Origin of the sequence: Mesorhizobium sp. WSM4310, assembly GCF_007003935.1 — a bacterium.
Taxonomy (GTDB): Bacteria; Pseudomonadota; Alphaproteobacteria; order Rhizobiales; family Rhizobiaceae; genus Mesorhizobium.
Window position 1 is genome coordinate 1 of record NZ_VFTA01000052.1, and the last position, 15,131, is coordinate 15,131.

General features: G+C 63.7%; 13 protein-coding genes. 9 read left to right on the top strand and 4 right to left on the bottom strand.

Features of this window, described 5'->3' with window-relative positions:
• Window positions 1–138: 138 nt before the first annotated feature.
• Window positions 139–1,944: an IlvD/Edd family dehydratase gene (locus FJV80_RS31715; protein WP_142878273.1), complete on the bottom strand. Its 1,806-nt coding sequence runs from the start codon at window positions 1,942–1,944 to the stop codon at window positions 139–141.
• A 149-nt stretch (window positions 1,945–2,093) separates the two neighbouring features.
• Here FJV80_RS31715 and FJV80_RS31720 point away from each other — a divergent pair, with 149 nt between their 5' ends.
• On the top strand, window positions 2,094–2,543 hold the full coding sequence (locus FJV80_RS31720) for a carbon monoxide dehydrogenase subunit G (protein WP_095771735.1): 450 nt from the start codon (window positions 2,094–2,096) through the stop codon (window positions 2,541–2,543).
• A 99-nt stretch (window positions 2,544–2,642) separates the two neighbouring features.
• On the opposite strand, the gene FJV80_RS31725 is transcribed toward FJV80_RS31720, so the two are convergent.
• The gene (locus FJV80_RS31725) at window positions 2,643–3,812 is read right to left on the bottom strand and encodes an Mrp/NBP35 family ATP-binding protein (protein ID WP_246689098.1); all 1,170 of its coding nucleotides are present in this window, start codon (window positions 3,810–3,812) and stop codon (window positions 2,643–2,645) included.
• 211 nt (window positions 3,813–4,023) lie between these two features.
• Here FJV80_RS31725 and FJV80_RS31730 point away from each other — a divergent pair, with 211 nt between their 5' ends.
• On the top strand, window positions 4,024–4,401 hold the full coding sequence (locus FJV80_RS31730; RefSeq protein WP_095771734.1) for a VOC family protein: 378 nt from the start codon (window positions 4,024–4,026) through the stop codon (window positions 4,399–4,401).
• A 16-nt stretch (window positions 4,402–4,417) separates the two neighbouring features.
• Here FJV80_RS31730 and FJV80_RS31735 read toward each other — a convergent pair whose 3' ends face one another.
• Window positions 4,418–5,422, bottom strand: coding sequence for an inorganic phosphate transporter (locus FJV80_RS31735; protein WP_142878275.1), 1,005 nt, complete (start codon window positions 5,420–5,422; stop codon window positions 4,418–4,420).
• A gap of 3 nt (window positions 5,423–5,425) precedes the next feature.
• Window positions 5,426–6,067, bottom strand: coding sequence for a DUF47 domain-containing protein (locus FJV80_RS31740; protein WP_095771953.1), 642 nt, complete (start codon window positions 6,065–6,067; stop codon window positions 5,426–5,428).
• A 169-nt stretch (window positions 6,068–6,236) separates the two neighbouring features.
• Here FJV80_RS31740 and FJV80_RS31745 point away from each other — a divergent pair, with 169 nt between their 5' ends.
• From FJV80_RS31745 to FJV80_RS31775, 7 genes are all read left to right on the top strand, one after another.
• Complete coding sequence (locus FJV80_RS31745; RefSeq protein ID WP_095771952.1) at window positions 6,237–7,136, top strand: LysR family transcriptional regulator; 900 nt, start codon at window positions 6,237–6,239, stop codon at window positions 7,134–7,136.
• A 134-nt stretch (window positions 7,137–7,270) separates the two neighbouring features.
• A complete protein-coding gene (locus FJV80_RS31750; protein ID WP_095791960.1) occupies window positions 7,271–7,750 on the top strand; it encodes a formate dehydrogenase subunit gamma in 480 nt (159 codons plus the stop codon).
• Entirely contained in the window at window positions 7,747–9,303 is a 1,557-nt protein-coding gene (locus tag FJV80_RS31755) for an NADH-quinone oxidoreductase subunit NuoF (protein WP_095771731.1), read from the top strand. Before FJV80_RS31750 ends, FJV80_RS31755 begins: the two co-directional genes overlap by 4 nt.
• A 10-nt stretch (window positions 9,304–9,313) precedes the next feature.
• Entirely contained in the window at window positions 9,314–12,226 is a 2,913-nt protein-coding gene (gene fdhF / locus FJV80_RS31760; RefSeq protein ID WP_142878276.1) for a formate dehydrogenase subunit alpha, read from the top strand.
• A gap of 2 nt (window positions 12,227–12,228) precedes the next feature.
• Window positions 12,229–13,059 carry a formate dehydrogenase accessory sulfurtransferase FdhD gene (gene fdhD, locus FJV80_RS31765; RefSeq protein WP_142878277.1) on the top strand — a complete coding sequence of 277 codons (831 nt, stop codon included), beginning with the start codon at window positions 12,229–12,231 and terminating at the stop codon, window positions 13,057–13,059.
• A complete protein-coding gene (locus tag FJV80_RS31770; RefSeq protein ID WP_095787208.1) occupies window positions 13,049–13,357 on the top strand; it encodes a formate dehydrogenase subunit delta in 309 nt (102 codons plus the stop codon). The genes fdhD and FJV80_RS31770 overlap by 11 nt, the downstream gene beginning before the upstream one ends.
• Window positions 13,358–13,473: 116 nt before the next feature.
• Window positions 13,474–15,027 carry an alpha/beta fold hydrolase gene (locus FJV80_RS31775; RefSeq protein WP_142878278.1) on the top strand — a complete coding sequence of 518 codons (1,554 nt, stop codon included), beginning with the start codon at window positions 13,474–13,476 and terminating at the stop codon, window positions 15,025–15,027.
• Window positions 15,028–15,131 lie beyond the last annotated feature (104 nt).

Here is a 15,131-nt window from a genome sequence, read left to right on the forward strand (position 1 = left end):
ATCGATATCCGGTCTCAGCACGGCATCCGGCAAGCAATCATCAGCCATTTTCCAGTGAGGGGCTAAGACAATCCAACCTCAAGCCATCAGCGACGGCTTGACCTGAGATCAAGCCGCCGCATGAGCACCGCGATGTGCTCAGTGGTTGTCCCTGGGCACGCCCCTGGTGTGAGCGACATCCTGGTATTTCACCGCCGGCTTCAGCACCATGCCCTCGTCGAACTGGTCGACCATGCCGCGCTGGATTTCCTGCCATGGCGTCTGGTGCTGCGGATAGTGGTAGCCGCCATTGCCCTGCAGCGCCGCGCGGCGCTTGGCGATCTCTTCGTCGCTGACCAGAATGTTGGCGGTGCCCTTGTTCAGGTCGATGCGGACGCGGTCGCCTGTCTTGAGCAGCGCCAGTCCGCCGCCAATGGCGGCTTCCGGCGAAGCGTTGAGGATCGACGGCGAGCCCGACGTGCCCGACTGCCGGCCGTCGCCGATACAGGCCAGCGCATGAATGCCCTTCTTGATGAGGTATGCCGGCGGCTGCATGTTGACGACCTCGGCACCGCCGGGATAGCCGACCGGGCCGGCGCCGCGCATGAACAGGATCGTGTGCTCGTCGATGCCTTGCGCCGGATCGTCGATGCGGGCGTGGTAATCCTCCGGCCCGTCAAAGACCATGGCGTTGCCTTCGAAGGCTTCCGGGTCCTTCGGATTGGAGAGGTAGCGCTCGCGGAATTCTGGCGAGATGCCGCTGGTCTTCATGATCGCCGAATCGAACAGATTGCCGCTGAGGTTGATGAAGCCGGCATTGACCTTCAGCGGCTTGTCGACGCTGCGGATGACGTCGGTGTTTTCGTTGGCGACGCCCTCGCTATTCTCACCGATCGACTTGCCGTTGACCGTGCGCGCGCCGGGGTGCGGCAACAGCCCGCCCTTCATCAGTTCGGCGATAACCGCCGGCACGCCGCCGGCATGATGGTAATCCTCGCCCAGATATTCGCCCGTCGGCTGCAAATTAACCAGCAGCGGCACATTGAGGCCGACCGTCTGCCAGTCGTCATTGTCGAGCTTGACGCCGAGGTGGCGGGCGATGGCGTTGAGATGGATAGGCGCGTTGGTCGAGCCGCCAATGGCCGAATTGACGACAATGGCGTTCTCGAAAGCCTCTCTCGTCATGATGTCGGACGGCTTCAAATCCTCATGCACCATCTCGACAATGCGTTTTCCCGTCTCATAGGAAATCTGGCCGCGCTCGCGATAGGGGGCGGGAATAGCGGCTGAACCCGGCAATTGCATGCCGAGCGCCTCGGCCAGCGAATTCATCGTGGTGGCGGTGCCCATCGTGTTGCAGTAGCCGGTCGAGGGCGCCGAGGAGGCAACGATATCCATGAACTCATCATAGTCGATCTCGCCGGCCGACAGGCGCTGGCGCGATTCCCAGACGATGGTGCCGGAGCCGGTGCGCTTGCCCTTGTGCCAGCCGTTGAGCATAGGACCGACCGACAGCGCGATGGCCGGGATGTTGACGGTGGCCGCTGCCATCAGCAGCGCCGGCGTCGTCTTGTCGCAACCGATGGTCAGCACGACGCCGTCGAGCGGGTAGCCGTAGAGCACCTCGACGAGGCTGAGATAGGCAAGGTTGCGGTCAAGGGCCGCGGTCGGGCGCTTGCCGGTCTCCTGGATCGGATGGCACGGGAATTCAAAGGGAATGCCGCCCATCGAGACAATGCCTTCGCGCACGCGCTTGGCGAGCTCGATATGGTGGCGGTTGCACGGCGACAGATCCGAGCCGGTCTGGGCGATGCCGATCAGCGGCTTGCCCGACATCAGTTCGGCACGCGTCAGCCCATAATTCAGGTAGCGCTCGAGATAGAGCGCCGTCATGCCGGGGTTGTCGGGGTTGTCGAACCACTCCTGCGAGCGGAATTTTTTCTTCTTGGTGGGGGCGCCGGCCATCACGGTCTCCGTATTTGTATGACAAATCGATATGACAACGCGTCAATGCAAGCAAGGGGCACGCGCGTTCCCAACCCGCACTTTGGTGCGATAGACACAACAGCGCCTCTGCGCTAGGGCTTCGAACCATTGTTTCCGGGAGGTTCTTGATGGCTTTGGTGATCGAAGGCGAGGAACGCATTGCCGCACCCCTGCAAAAAGTCTGGGAAGCGCTGAACGATCCCGAGGTTTTGAAGGCGACCATTCCCGGCTGCCAGAGCCTCGACATGAAGTCGCCGACCGAGATGGCCGCGACGGTGGTGCTGAAGATCGGGCCTATCAAGGCGACCTTCAACGGCGAAGTGACGCTGAAAAATCTCAAGCCGCCGCATTCCTACACCATCCAGGGCGAAGGCAAGGGCGGCATTGCCGGCTTCGCCAAGGGCGGCGCCGACGTGACGCTGAACGAGGATGGGCCGGATGCCACGGTGCTCAAATACACGGCCAAGGCCGATGTCGGCGGCAAGATTGCCCAGCTCGGCAGCCGGCTGATCGAATCGACGTCGAAGAAACTGGCCGGGCAGTTCTTTTCGAGTTTTGGCGAGAAGGTCGGCGGCTGACCCTCCCGCCAGAGCAATGCCAGGAAAAGTGTGAAACGGTTTTCCCGGAAAAAGCGCGTAGGGCTTTCCCTTGGGATTTGCGTCAAAACCAAAAAGAGGTCACTCGAAGACGATGCTCGGCACCGCCGCTTCGGCCGCGCCGCGTTCTTCATTGACCCTGTCCCAGACCTTGGCGGCGATGTCGCGATAGGTTTTCGCTTCGGCGCCATCGGGCTTCGAGACAACCACTGGCGCCCCGGCATCCGAGCTTTCGCGGATGCCCATTTCCAGCGGCACCTCGCCGAGGAAGGTGACGCCGAGGCGTTCGGCCTCGCGGCGCGCGCCGCCATGGCCGAAAATGTCATACCGCTTGCCGGTATCGGGCGCGATGAAATAGCTCATGTTCTCTACGATGCCGAGCAGCGGTACGTCGACCTTCCTGAACATGTTCAGCCCCTTGCGGGCATCGATCAGCGCCAGGTCCTGCGGCGTCGAGACGATGACGGCTCCGGCCAGCGGCACCTGCTGCGCCATGGTCAGCTGCGCGTCGCCGGTTCCAGGCGGCATGTCGACGACAAGCACGTCGAGCCGGCCCCATTCGACCTCGCGCAGCATCTGCGTCAGCGCCGACATCACCATCGGCCCGCGCCAGATCATCGGCGTCTCCTCATCGACGAGGAAGCCCATCGACATCACCTTGAGGCCGTAATTCTCCATCGGCTTCAGGATCTTGCCGTCAACAGTCTGCGGCCGGCCATGAATGTTGAGCAGCTTCGGCATGGACGGGCCGTAGATGTCGGCATCGAGCACGCCGACCCGCAAGCCGTTGGCGGCAAGGCCAAGCGCCAGATTGACTGCGGTGGTCGATTTGCCGACGCCCCCTTTGCCGGAAGCAACCGCGATGATCGCCTCGATACCGGGCACGCCGCGCTTGCCCGAACTGTGCGACGCGGGAGCATGCGGCGCGGGGCGCGGAGCGGCGGGTGGTGCCGGTCGGGCCGCGGGGCGCGCTGGCACCGGCGCCTCCATGCCGCCGCCTTTTTTCTCTGCAGTCAGCGCCACCACGGCGCCGGCAACCCCTGGAATTGCCTTGACCACGCGCTCCGCGGCGGCACGCAGCGGTTCCATTTCCTGCGCCCTGGCGGCGGGAACGGTGATCGAGAAGAAGACTTTCGAATCGGCGATGAAAATCTCGGAAACCATGCCGAGATCGACGATGTTGCCTGTGAAGTCCGGCCCGTTGACCGTCTTCAGGCGCTCGATGACGATTTCCTTGGTGACGGACATGATCTTTCCTCGGCGTTTGGCAATCCAGATAGTGCAGTTTCCAGCGAGAACCAAGCCGTGACGCAAAGGCTTGCCCGGCGTGCCACGGAAAACGACCGATGCTGTCGGTTTCTTCCCGGATGACGCTTCCGGCCGATTGCCGATGGCCAAACGGGCCGCGTGCCCTATTTCGTTTGCCTGAGCGAGGACACGACAATCCAGGAAGGAGACGGTCATGCTCGAAAACAGCAACGCAACGGCCAATCTGGCCGTCAGGGACCTGGCAAAGGCAAAGGCCTTCTATGAAGGCACGCTGGGCCTCAAGCAGGTCGACGACATGGGCGGCGAGCTTGTCGTCTACAAAAGCGGCGACACGCTCATCAATGTCTACCATTCCCAATTCGCAGGTACCAACAAGGCGACGGCGGTGACGTGGACGGTGGGCGATCGGATCGAGACTGTCGTCAAATCATTGAAATCGAAAGGCGTTGTCTTCGAGCATTACGAAATGCCCGGCCTGACGATCAAGGGCGACATCCATGTCGGCCAGGACATGAAGGTCGCCTGGTTCAAGGACCCGGACGGCAACATCCTGAACCTCGTCGACAAATAGGCTTCGGCGCTCCGCGTCAGCCTGCCAGGCTTGTGACGAAATAAGTAAAAGCCGAAATCGCCGCCGTCGCCGGCAAGGTGACGATCCAGGCAATGACGATGTTGCCGGCGATGCCCCAGCGCACCGCCGAGACACGGCGGGCGGCGCCGACGCCGATGATGGCGCCGGTAATCGTATGCGTGGTCGATACGGGAACGCCGAGCCAGGTGGCGGCGAACAGCGTTATGGCACCGCCGGTTTCAGCGCAAAAGCCCTGCATCGGATTGAGCCGGGTAATCTTCGAACCCATTGTGTGGACGATCCGCCAGCCGCCCAATAGGGTGCCAAGCGCCAGCGCCGACTGGCAGGTCAGGACGACCCAGAGCGGCACGTAGAATTTCTCGCCGAGCATGCCTTGCGAATAGAGCAGCACGGCGATGATGCCCATGGTCTTCTGAGCATCGTTGCCGCCATGGCCGAGCGAATAGAGCGAGGCGGAAAAGAACTGCAGGACGCGAAAGGTACTGTCGACGGCGAACGGCGTCTGGCGCACAAACAGCCACGAAACCACCAGGACCAGGAGGAGCGCCAGGACAAAACCAGTCGCCGGCGAGAGAACGATCGCGGCGACCGTCTTGCCAAGTCCCGACCAGACGATGGCGCCGATGCCCCCCTTCGCAACGCCGGCACCGACCAGCCCTCCGATCAGGGCGTGCGAACTGCTCGAGGGAATGCCGGCGATCCAGGTGACGATGTTCCAGACGATGGCGCCGACGAGGGCCGAGAAGATCACCGCCGGCGTGACGATGCTGACGTCGACGATGCCTTTCCCGACAGTCTCGGCGACATGAAGGCCGAAGAAGATGAAGGCGATGAAGTTGAAGAAGGCCGCCCACAGCACAGCGTAGTGCGGCCTGAGCACGCGTGTGGAGACGATGGTGGCGATGGAATTGGCCGCATCGTGCAGGCCATTGAGAAAATCGAAGAACAGCGCGACGGCGACGAGGCCGGCCAGCAGGGGAAAGGCGATCGCGGCATCCATCTCCTAGACGTTCTCGATGACGATGCCGCTGATCTCGTTGGCAACGTCCTCGAAACGGTCGACCACCTTCTCCAGCTGGCCATAGATCTCGCTGCCGATCAGATAGGCCATCGCGTCATCGCGGCCATGGCGCCTGAACAGATCCTTCAGGCCCTGCTCATGCAAATCGTCGGCCCGGCCTTCGGCGCGCATCACCTCCTCGGCAATAGCGTTGAGGCGTGCGCTGTTGGCGCCGACCTTGGCAAGCAACGGGATTGCTTCGGCGACCAGCCGGGCGGCGGCGACGATGACGGCGCCCATTTCCTGCATCAGCGGATCGAACTCCCGCTTCTCGAACAGCCTCACCGTCTTGACGGTCTTGTGCATCATGTCGATGGCGTCATCCATCGACTGGATCAGATCCTTGATGTCGCCGCGATCGAAAGGCGTTATGAAAGAGCGCCGCACGGCAAGCAGGACCTCCGCGGTGATATGATCGGCCTCGTCCTCGAGATCGACGATCTTCTGGCACCAGCGATCGATGTCCTTGCCCTGAAGCAGTTGCTGCAGCGCTTCCGCGCCGCCGACCACCGTGCGGGAATGCCGCTCGAACAGCTCGAAGAAACGATCTTCGCGCGGCAGCAGCTTGCGGAACCAGCCCAGCATGTCAGTCTCCCATCGCGCCCGGTTCACGACCGTTTCATTGACATAGCGCCGCACGACGCCGCAGGAAACAGTAAGCCGGCTGAAAGATGTGGATGCGGAACGATTACGCATGGCGCTTGCGGCAAAGGCGAATTTCCCCGAGCCTGCGCATGACGACCGGAAGGATGGCATGATCGACAAACTCGAATTCTTCATCGCATTGGCCAAGGAAGAGCATTTCGGCCGGGCGGCTGAGGCCTGTGGGGTCACCCAGCCGACCTTGTCGGCCGGTATCAAGCAATTGGAGGGGCAACTCGGCGTCATGCTGGTCAATCGCGGGTCGCGGTTCCAGGGGCTGACGCCGGAAGGCAAGCAGGTGCTGGTCTGGGCGCGCCGCATCGTCGGTGATTCAAGGAGCATGCGCGAGGAGATGCGCGCGGCGCGCCACGGCCTTTCCGGACGCATCCGCATTGCCGCCATCCCGACCGCACTCGCCATGGTGGCGCGGCTGACGACGCCGTTTCGCGAAAAGCACCCGGGCGTCACCTTTTCGGTGCTGTCGCGCACCTCGATCGAAGTCTTGTCGCTGCTCGGCAATTTCGACATCGATGCCGGAATCACCTATCTCGACAACGAGCCGCTCGGGCGGGTAACCAGCGTGCCGCTGTATGACGAGCGCTATCAATTGATCACAGCGGTTGGAAACCCCTATTTTGACCGCGACAAAGTGACATGGGCCGAGATCAGCCGGTTGCCGCTGTGCCTGCTGACGCCGGACATGCAGAACCGCCGCATCATCGACCAGCATCTGGCCGAGGCCGGCGTGGAGGTACGGCCGACGCTTGAATCCAACTCGATGATCGTGCTGTTCTCGCACATCCACACCGGCAAATGGTCGTCGGTCATGCCGCTCAACCTTGCGGAAACATTCGGCTTTTCAGAGCCGATCCGGGCCATTCCGATCGTCGAGCCCGACGCCAGCCACACAGTCGGCCTGGTGGCCGCGCCGCGTGAGCCGCACACGCCGCTGGTGCAGGCGCTGCTGGACGAGGCAATGGCGCTGGCAGACGATTTCCGCGCCCATCACTAGGGTAGAGAATGGCGGCTGAGCGTGCTTGATAGAAGATTTCTATCAAGCGACGGATCAGCTTTATTGATTTCGCTGGTTTCCTCTGTTTTTGTAACGACTTAGCGCTAGAGCGCACCGACCAGGGAGGGCGCTGCATGACGATGCAGCCTGCAAGTACCGAGATCGCATCGCGCACGGCGGCGATTATCGAAGACATGAAGGGCCTCGAAGGCCCATTGCTGCCGATCCTGCACGAGATCCAGGAAGAATTCGGCCATGTGCCGCAGGCGGCCCTGCCTGTTATCGCCGATGGGCTCAATCTCTCCAGGGCCGAGGTGCACGGCGTCGTCACCTTCTACCATGATTTCCGTGCCCGGCCGGCCGGGCGGCATGTCCTCAAGCTGTGCCAGGCGGAAGCCTGCCAGTCGATGGGCTCGGATTCCGTCGCCGCCAAGATCAAACAGTTGCTGGGCATCGGTTTCCACGAGACCACAAGCGACGGATCGGTTACACTCGAGCCGGTCTATTGCCTCGGGCTTTGCGCCTGTTCGCCGTCGGCGATGCTCGACGGCGAGGTGATCGGGCGGCTCGATGACGAGAAGATCGACGAGATCCTTGCCGAGGTGCGCTCATGATCCCCCGCATCTACATTCCCGGCGATTCCGGCGCGTTGGCGCTCGGCGCCGAGAAGGTCGCCATGGCTGTTCGCGCGGAACTCGCCGAGCGTGGCATCGAGGCCAAGATCGTCCGCAACGGCTCGCGCGGCGCTTATTTCCTCGAGCCGATGGTCGAAGTGGCGACCGCCAACGGCCGCGTCGCCTACGGACCGGTCAAGCCTTCCGACGTCAGGAGCCTGTTCGACAGCGGCTTCCTCACCGGTGGCCACCACAAGCGCTGGCTCGGCGCGCCCGACAAGATCCCGTTCCTGGCCAAGCAGACCCGGCTGACCTTTGCCCGCTGCGGCATCAACGATCCGCTGTCGCTCGACGCCTACAAATCGCTTGGTGGGCTCAAGGGTTTGCAGAACGCCGTGGCCATGGCGCCGGCCGACATTGTCAAGCAGGTTACCGACTCAGGCCTGCGTGGCCGTGGCGGCGCCGGCTTCCCGACCGGCATCAAGTGGAAGACGGTGCTGGATACGACATCCGAGCGCAAATACATCGTCTGCAACGCCGATGAGGGCGACAGCGCGACTTTCGCCGACCGCATGATCATGGAGGGTGACCCCTTCGTGCTGATCGAGGGCATGACGATCGCCGGCATCGCCACCGGAGCGACCAAGGGCTTCGTCTATATCCGCTCGGAATATCCGCATGCGGTGGCGACAATGAACAAGGCCGTCGAAATCGCCCGCAAGGCCGGCGTGCTCGGCGTCAACGTACTGGGTTCGCCCAACGCCTTCGACATGGAAATCCGCGTCGGCGCCGGCGCCTATGTCTGCGGCGAGGAAACCTCGCTGTTGAACAGCCTCGAAGGCAAGCGCGGCGTGGTGCGCGCCAAGCCGCCGCTGCCGGCCATCCAAGGCCTGTTCGGCAAGCCGACGGTGATCAACAACGTCATTAGCCTGGCCTCGGTGCCGATCATCATGGACAAGGGCGCGGCCTTCTACAAGGATTTCGGCATGGGCCGCTCGCGCGGCACCATCCCGATCCAGATCGCCGGCAATGTCAGGAATGGCGGCCTGTTCGAGACCGCCTTCGGCCTTACGCTCGGCGAGATCGTCGATGACATCGGCGGCGGCACGGCCACTGGCCGTCCGGTGAAGGCAGTACAGGTCGGCGGCCCGCTCGGCGCTTATTTCCCGCGCGCCCTGTTCGACACGCCGTTCGACTACGAGGAATTCGCCAAGCGCGACGGGCTGATCGGCCATGCCGGCATCACCGTGTTCGACGACACGGCCGACATGCTGAAGCAGGCGCGCTTCGCGATGGAGTTCTGCGCCATCGAAAGCTGCGGCAAGTGCACGCCCTGCCGCATCGGCTCGACGCGCGGCATCGAGACCATTGACAGGCTTGCCGCCGGGATCGAGCCGGAAAAGAATCTCGCTTTGGTCACCGACCTCTGCAACACGATGAAGTTCGGTTCGCTGTGCGCGCTGGGCGGCTTCACGCCTTACCCGGTGATGAGTTCGATCACGCATTTCCCCGAAGATTTCAAGCCCGCGCCGGCGCGCGTGGCTGCTGAGTAGGAGCTGGCAGATGAACATCAAGGCCGACTTCCCATCGCTCGTCGAAGAGATCGACTACGGAACCCCGGAATCGCGGGCGCAAAAGCAGGTCACGCTGAGCGTCGACGGCCGCAGCATCACGGTGCCGGAAGGCACCTCGATCATGCGCGCCGCTATGGAAGGCGGCGTCGAGATCCCGAAGCTCTGTGCCACCGACATGCTGGACTCATTCGGCTCGTGCCGTGTCTGCCTGGTCGAGATCGAAGGGCGCGGCGGCACGCCGGCGTCCTGCACGACGCCGGTCGGCGAAGGCATGGTGGTGCGCACGCAGTCCGACCGGCTAGACGCCATCCGCCGCGGCGTCATGGAGCTTTACGTCTCCGACCATCCGACCGGCTGGAACGAGAAGGCCGGCACCGGCGCCAGCGAATTCGACACGGTGGCTAAGTCGGTCGGTCTGACCGAGAACCGCTACGGCATCGAGGGCCGCAACCACGTCAAGCAGGAAGACGGCGTGGCGCCCGGCCATGGCTCGCTGGCGGTCGACTACATCGCTCGCGATGAATCCAATCCTTATTTCACCTATGATCCGGCGCAGTGCATCGTCTGTTCGCGTTGCGTGCGGGCGTGCGAAGAGGTGCAGGGCACCTTCGCGCTGACCATCGAGGGCCGCGGTTTCGAATCGCGCATGGTCGCCGGCATGCATGAGGATTTCATCGCTTCCGAATGCGTGTCATGCGGAGCCTGCGTGCAGGCCTGCCCGACCGACGCGCTGCGCGAGAAGACGGTGCTCGAGAAGGGCATGCCGGAACGCTCGGCCGTTACCACCTGCGCCTATTGCGGCGTCGGCTGCTCGTTCAAGGCCGAGGTGAAGGACGACGAAGTCATCCGCATGATGCCCTACAAGGACGGCAAGGCGAACCATGGCCACAGCTGCGTCAAGGGCCGCTTCGCCTATGGCTACGCCACCCACAAGGACCGCATCCTGTCGCCGATGATCCGCGAGAAGATCTCCGATCCGTGGCGCGAAGTGAGCTGGGAAGAGGCGATCGCCCACACCGCCAAGGAATTCCGCCGGATCCAGTATCAATACGGCCGCACCTCGATCGGCGGCATCACCTCCTCGCGCTGCACGAACGAGGAGACCTATCTCGTGCAGAAGCTGGTGCGGCAGGGTTTCCGCAACAACAATGTCGACACCTGCGCCCGCGTCTGCCATTCGCCGACCGGCTACGGGCTCGGCCAGACCTACGGCACCTCGGCCGGCACGCAGGATTTCGACTCGGTCGAATTCACCGACGTCGCCGTCATCATCGGCGCCAATCCGGTTTCCGCCCATCCGGTGTTCGCCTCGCGTCTCAAGAAGCGGCTGCGCCAGGGCGCCAAGCTGATCGTGCTCGATCCGCGCCGCACCGAGATGGTCAAGTCGGCGCATATCGAGGCCGACTATCACCTGCCGCTGAAGCCCGGCACCAACGTGGCGGTGCTGACGTCACTGGCGCATGTCATCGTTACCGAAGGGCTTTTCGACGAAGCCTTCATCCGCGAACGCTGCGACTGGACGGAGTTCCAGGACTGGGCCTCCTTCGTCGCCTTGCCGGAGAACAGCCCTGAAATCGTCGGCAAGCTTTCCGGAGTCGACCCGGAACTGATCCGGGGTGCCGCGCGGCTCTACGCCAAGGGCGGCAATGGCGCGATCTATTACGGCCTCGGCGTCACCGAGCACAGCCAGGGCTCGACCACGGTGATGGCGATCGCCAACCTCGCCATGGCCACCGGCAATATCGGCCGCCCGGGCGTCGGCGTGAATCCGCTGCGTGGCCAGAACAATGTGCAGGGCTCGTGCGACATGGGCTCCTTCCCGCACGAACTGCCCGGCTATCGCCACATCTCCGGCGAAGCCGTGCGCGATATCTATGAAAGCCTTTGGGGCGTGAAGCTGGACGACGAACCCGGCCTGCGCATTCCCAACATGCTGGACGCCGCCGTCGACGGCTCCTTCAAGGGCATCTACATCCAGGGCGAGGACATCTTGCAGTCCGATCCCGACACCAAGCATGTCGCGGGCGGTCTCGCGGCCATGGAGTGCGTGGTCGTGCACGATCTCTTCCTCAACGAGACGGCGAATTACGCGCATGTCTTCCTGCCGGGCTCGACCTTCCTGGAAAAGGACGGCACCTTCACCAATGCCGAGCGGCGCATCAACATGGTGCGCAAGGTGCTGGAACCGAAGGCGCGCTATGCCGACTGGGAGGCGACGCAGGAGCTTGCCCGCGCGATCGGGCTCGACTGGAACTACACGCATCCCTCGCAGATCATGGACGAGATCGCCCAGACGACGCCGAGCTTCGCCAATGTCTCCTTCGAGCTGCTCGACCGGGTCGGATCGGTGCAATGGCCGTGCAACGAGAAGGCCCCGCTCGGAACGCCGATCATGCACATAGACGGCTTCGTGCGCGGCAAGGGCAAGTTCATCCGCACCGAATATGTGGCGACGGACGAGAGGACCGGGCCGCGCTTCCCGCTGCTTTTGACCACTGGCCGCATCCTCAGCCAGTACAATGTCGGCGCGCAGACGCGGCGCACCGACAACGTCATGTGGCACTCGGAAGACCGGCTGGAGATCCATCCGCACGATGCCGAGAACCGCGGCCTGCGCGATGGCGACTGGGTGCGGCTGACCAGCCGCTCCGGCGAGACGACGCTGCGGGCGCTGATCACGGACCGGGTGTCGCCTGGCGTGGTCTACACCACCTTCCACCATCCGGACACGCAGGCCAACGTCATCACCACCGACTTCTCGGACTGGGCGACCAACTGTCCGGAGTACAAGGTGACGGCGGTGCAGGTCGGCGCCTCGAACGGCCCGTCGGATTGGCAACGCGAGTATGACGAGCAGGCCAGGAACAGCCGCCGCATCGCCTCGCTGCAGGCGGCGGAGTAGCCGTGGCCGCGCGCCGCAAAGCCACGACCGAGATATCGCGCCTGGCGCACCGCGCCAGCAGTACGACTGTTGCCAACCGCATGGTGCCGGAGGAGACGCCGGTGGCGTTTTCCTTTGCCGGAACCACGCATGCGGTGATGATGGCGAGCCCTGCCGACTTCGAGGATTTCGCGCTCGGCTTCTCGCTGACGGAAGGCATCATTACCGACCCGCAAGAGATCGAGGCGATCGAAGTCGAGGATCATGGCGCCGGCATCGATATCCAGATCCGGCTGAAGGATCAGGCCAATACACGCTTCGAGGCGCGGCGGCGCAGGCTTGCCGGGCCGGTTGGCTGCGGGCTGTGCGGCATTGAGTCCATCGAGGAAGCGATGCGGTCCGTCGACGCCGTTGGTGCGTCAAAACTTACGCTTGATGCCGACGACATCGTCCGCTCCGTCAAGCTTTTGTCGAAGGTGCAGCCGCTGCATCAGGAAACCGGAGCCGTACATGCCGCCGGCTTCTATATTCCTGGCAAGGGCGTCGTCATGGCGCGCGAGGATGTCGGCCGCCACAATGCGCTGGACAAGCTCGCAGGCGCGTTGGCCAAAGCCGGCATCGACGGCGCCTCGGGCGCCGTTGTGGTGACGTCGCGCGTGTCGGTCGAAATGGTGCAGAAGACGGCGGCGGTCGGCTCGGCCTTCATCATCGCCGTCTCGGCGCCGACCGCGCTTGCCATCCGCACGGCCGATGAGGCCGGCATGACGCTGGTGGCGCTGGTGCGCGGCGAGGATTTCGATGTTTTCACCCACCCCGATCGGGTGGTTTTGGGAGTTGCCCAGCATGTCGCATGACGAAGACCACATCACGAGCACCAGTGAAAAGCTGGTGCGGATGGCCAACCAGATCGCGGCCTTCTTCCATTCCAAGTCGCGCGAGGAAGGTGTTGCCGGCGTCGCCGAGCACATCAACAAATTCTGGGAACCGAGGATGCGGCGGCAGTTCTTCGAACTGCTGGACAGCGGCGAAGGCTTCGACGAACTCGTCGTGGCGGCATCGGCCAGGATCAAGCGGCCGATCACGCCAGCCGAGGCCGATCTCAAGCTCGGGCTCAAACCCTTCCCGGCCGACGCCGCCGCGTCGCAAAAGTAGCCGCAAGCCGGCTGCGCGAGCTTATATTCATTTCCACTAAAGTTTGAGCTGCCGCTACCGACGCGGCTCTGCTATGGTTGCCGATCAGAAATCGTCAGGCCGGGCGGAAGAAACTCGTGAGGCCGATCGAGACCCGATATGCCCTCAGTGGCGAGGCGCGGATCGCCTATCAGGTGGTCGGCCAGGGCTCGATTGATCTTGTCTTCGTTCCGGGCTTCATTTCCAATCTCGACCTGCATTGGGAAGACGAGGGCTATACAAGGCTCCTGAGGCGGCTTTCGGCATTCTCGCGGCTGATCCTGTTCGACAAGCGCGGCACCGGTCTTTCCGACCGTGTCGATGTCCATCATTTGCCTAGCCTCGAAACCCGCATGGACGATGTGCGCGCGGTGATGGACGCAACCGGCAGCGGCCGCGCGGCGCTACTTGGCGCCTCGGAAGGCGCACCAATGGCGATGCTGTTCGCCGCCACCTATCCGGAACGGACGCGGGCGCTGGCGCTCTATGGCGGCTATGCGCATTTCCACAAATGGGTGATGTCGCCCGAACGCCTCGGCGCCTTCATCGAGACGACGGAAACGTCATGGGGCACGGGTGCCACCTTGCCCAGCTTCGCGCCGGGCCGGGTCGACGACCCGCATTTCACCCGGTGGTGGGCGCGCTTCGAGCGCTTGTCGGCAAGCCCGACCGCAGCGGCAGCACTTGCCCGCATGAATGCCGGGATCGACGTGCGGGACATCCTCGGCGCGATCAACGCGCCGACACTGCTGATCCATCGCCGCAACGATGTTCGCGTCGATCCCGAAGCCAGCCGCTTCCTGGCAAAGAATATCCCGAATGCGCGGCTGGTCGAGATCGCCGGGCGCGACCATCCGATCTGGACCGGCGACGTCGACCGCGTCGCCGACCTGATCGAGGAATTTCTGACCGGCCAGCCGGCGGTGGCCGACACCGAGCGCGTGCTTGCCGCATTGCTGGTGACGCGCATCTACGACACGGCCAAGCTTGGCGATCGCATGTGGCACGAGCGCAGTCAGCGCTTTCAGGAGAGCTGGCGGCTGCTGGTCGGGCGTCATGGCGGACGCGCGACGGGTACGCATGGTGAATTGATGATTTCGCGCTTCGACGGGCCGGCGCGCGCCATACGCTGCGCGGCGGCGTTGCGCGAGGCGGCGCAGCAGATCGGCGTGGCGAGCGCGCAAGGGGTCCATGTCGGCGAGATCGAAGCGCGCGGCCCGCCGGTCGGACTGACGGCACGCGTGACCATGCAATTGGCGAACCATGCCGGGCGTGGCGAGATTCTGGCCTCCCGGCTGGTTGCCGACCTGGCGGTGGGATCCGGCCTGCATTTCGTCGACGCCGGCCGTGTCAGCCTCGGCGAACTCGACGAGCCATTGCCGGTGATGCATGCGACGTCGGAGCAGCATCTGGAACCGGCCTGCCGCTCGAAATCCAAGCCGGCTGAACCCGCCGTGTTGACGGCACGGGAAAGCGAGGTGGTGAACCTGATCGCCGATGGCAAAAGCAATGCGGCGATCGCTGGCGAGCTCAGGCTGAGCGAGCACACGGTCAAGCGTCACGTCGCCAACATTCTGCTCAAGCTCGACCTGCCATCGCGGGCGGCGGCGGCGGCATTCTCCGCCAGGCACGCTGGCCCGGACGGGCCATGACAGCCATGGCGCTTTCGGGCGAAGCGGGCACGCCGATCCAAGCGCTATCAATTCCCCCATGCAGGCCAGGCGGATATCGCCGGGAAGGCACTGCGAACGGAGGA

Excerpts from the sequence above, each read along its gene's own strand:
- FJV80_RS31750 (WP_095791960.1), top strand. The coding sequence starts at position 7,271 with ATGACGATGCAGCCTGCAAGTACCGAGATCGCATCGCGCACGGCGGCG.
- FJV80_RS31770 (WP_095787208.1), top strand. The coding sequence starts at position 13,049 with ATGTCGCATGACGAAGACCACATCACGAGCACCAGTGAAAAGCTGGTG.
- FJV80_RS31735 (WP_142878275.1), bottom strand. The coding sequence starts at position 5,422 with ATGGATGCCGCGATCGCCTTTCCCCTGCTGGCCGGCCTCGTCGCCGTC.
- fdhF (WP_142878276.1), top strand. The coding sequence starts at position 9,314 with ATGAACATCAAGGCCGACTTCCCATCGCTCGTCGAAGAGATCGACTAC.
- FJV80_RS31715 (WP_142878273.1), bottom strand. The coding sequence starts at position 1,944 with ATGGCCGGCGCCCCCACCAAGAAGAAAAAATTCCGCTCGCAGGAGTGG.
- FJV80_RS31740 (WP_095771953.1), bottom strand. The coding sequence starts at position 6,067 with ATGCTGGGCTGGTTCCGCAAGCTGCTGCCGCGCGAAGATCGTTTCTTC.
- FJV80_RS31755 (WP_095771731.1), top strand. The coding sequence starts at position 7,747 with ATGATCCCCCGCATCTACATTCCCGGCGATTCCGGCGCGTTGGCGCTC.
- FJV80_RS31730 (WP_095771734.1), top strand. The coding sequence starts at position 4,024 with ATGCTCGAAAACAGCAACGCAACGGCCAATCTGGCCGTCAGGGACCTG.
- FJV80_RS31745 (WP_095771952.1), top strand. The coding sequence starts at position 6,237 with ATGATCGACAAACTCGAATTCTTCATCGCATTGGCCAAGGAAGAGCAT.
- FJV80_RS31720 (WP_095771735.1), top strand. The coding sequence starts at position 2,094 with ATGGCTTTGGTGATCGAAGGCGAGGAACGCATTGCCGCACCCCTGCAA.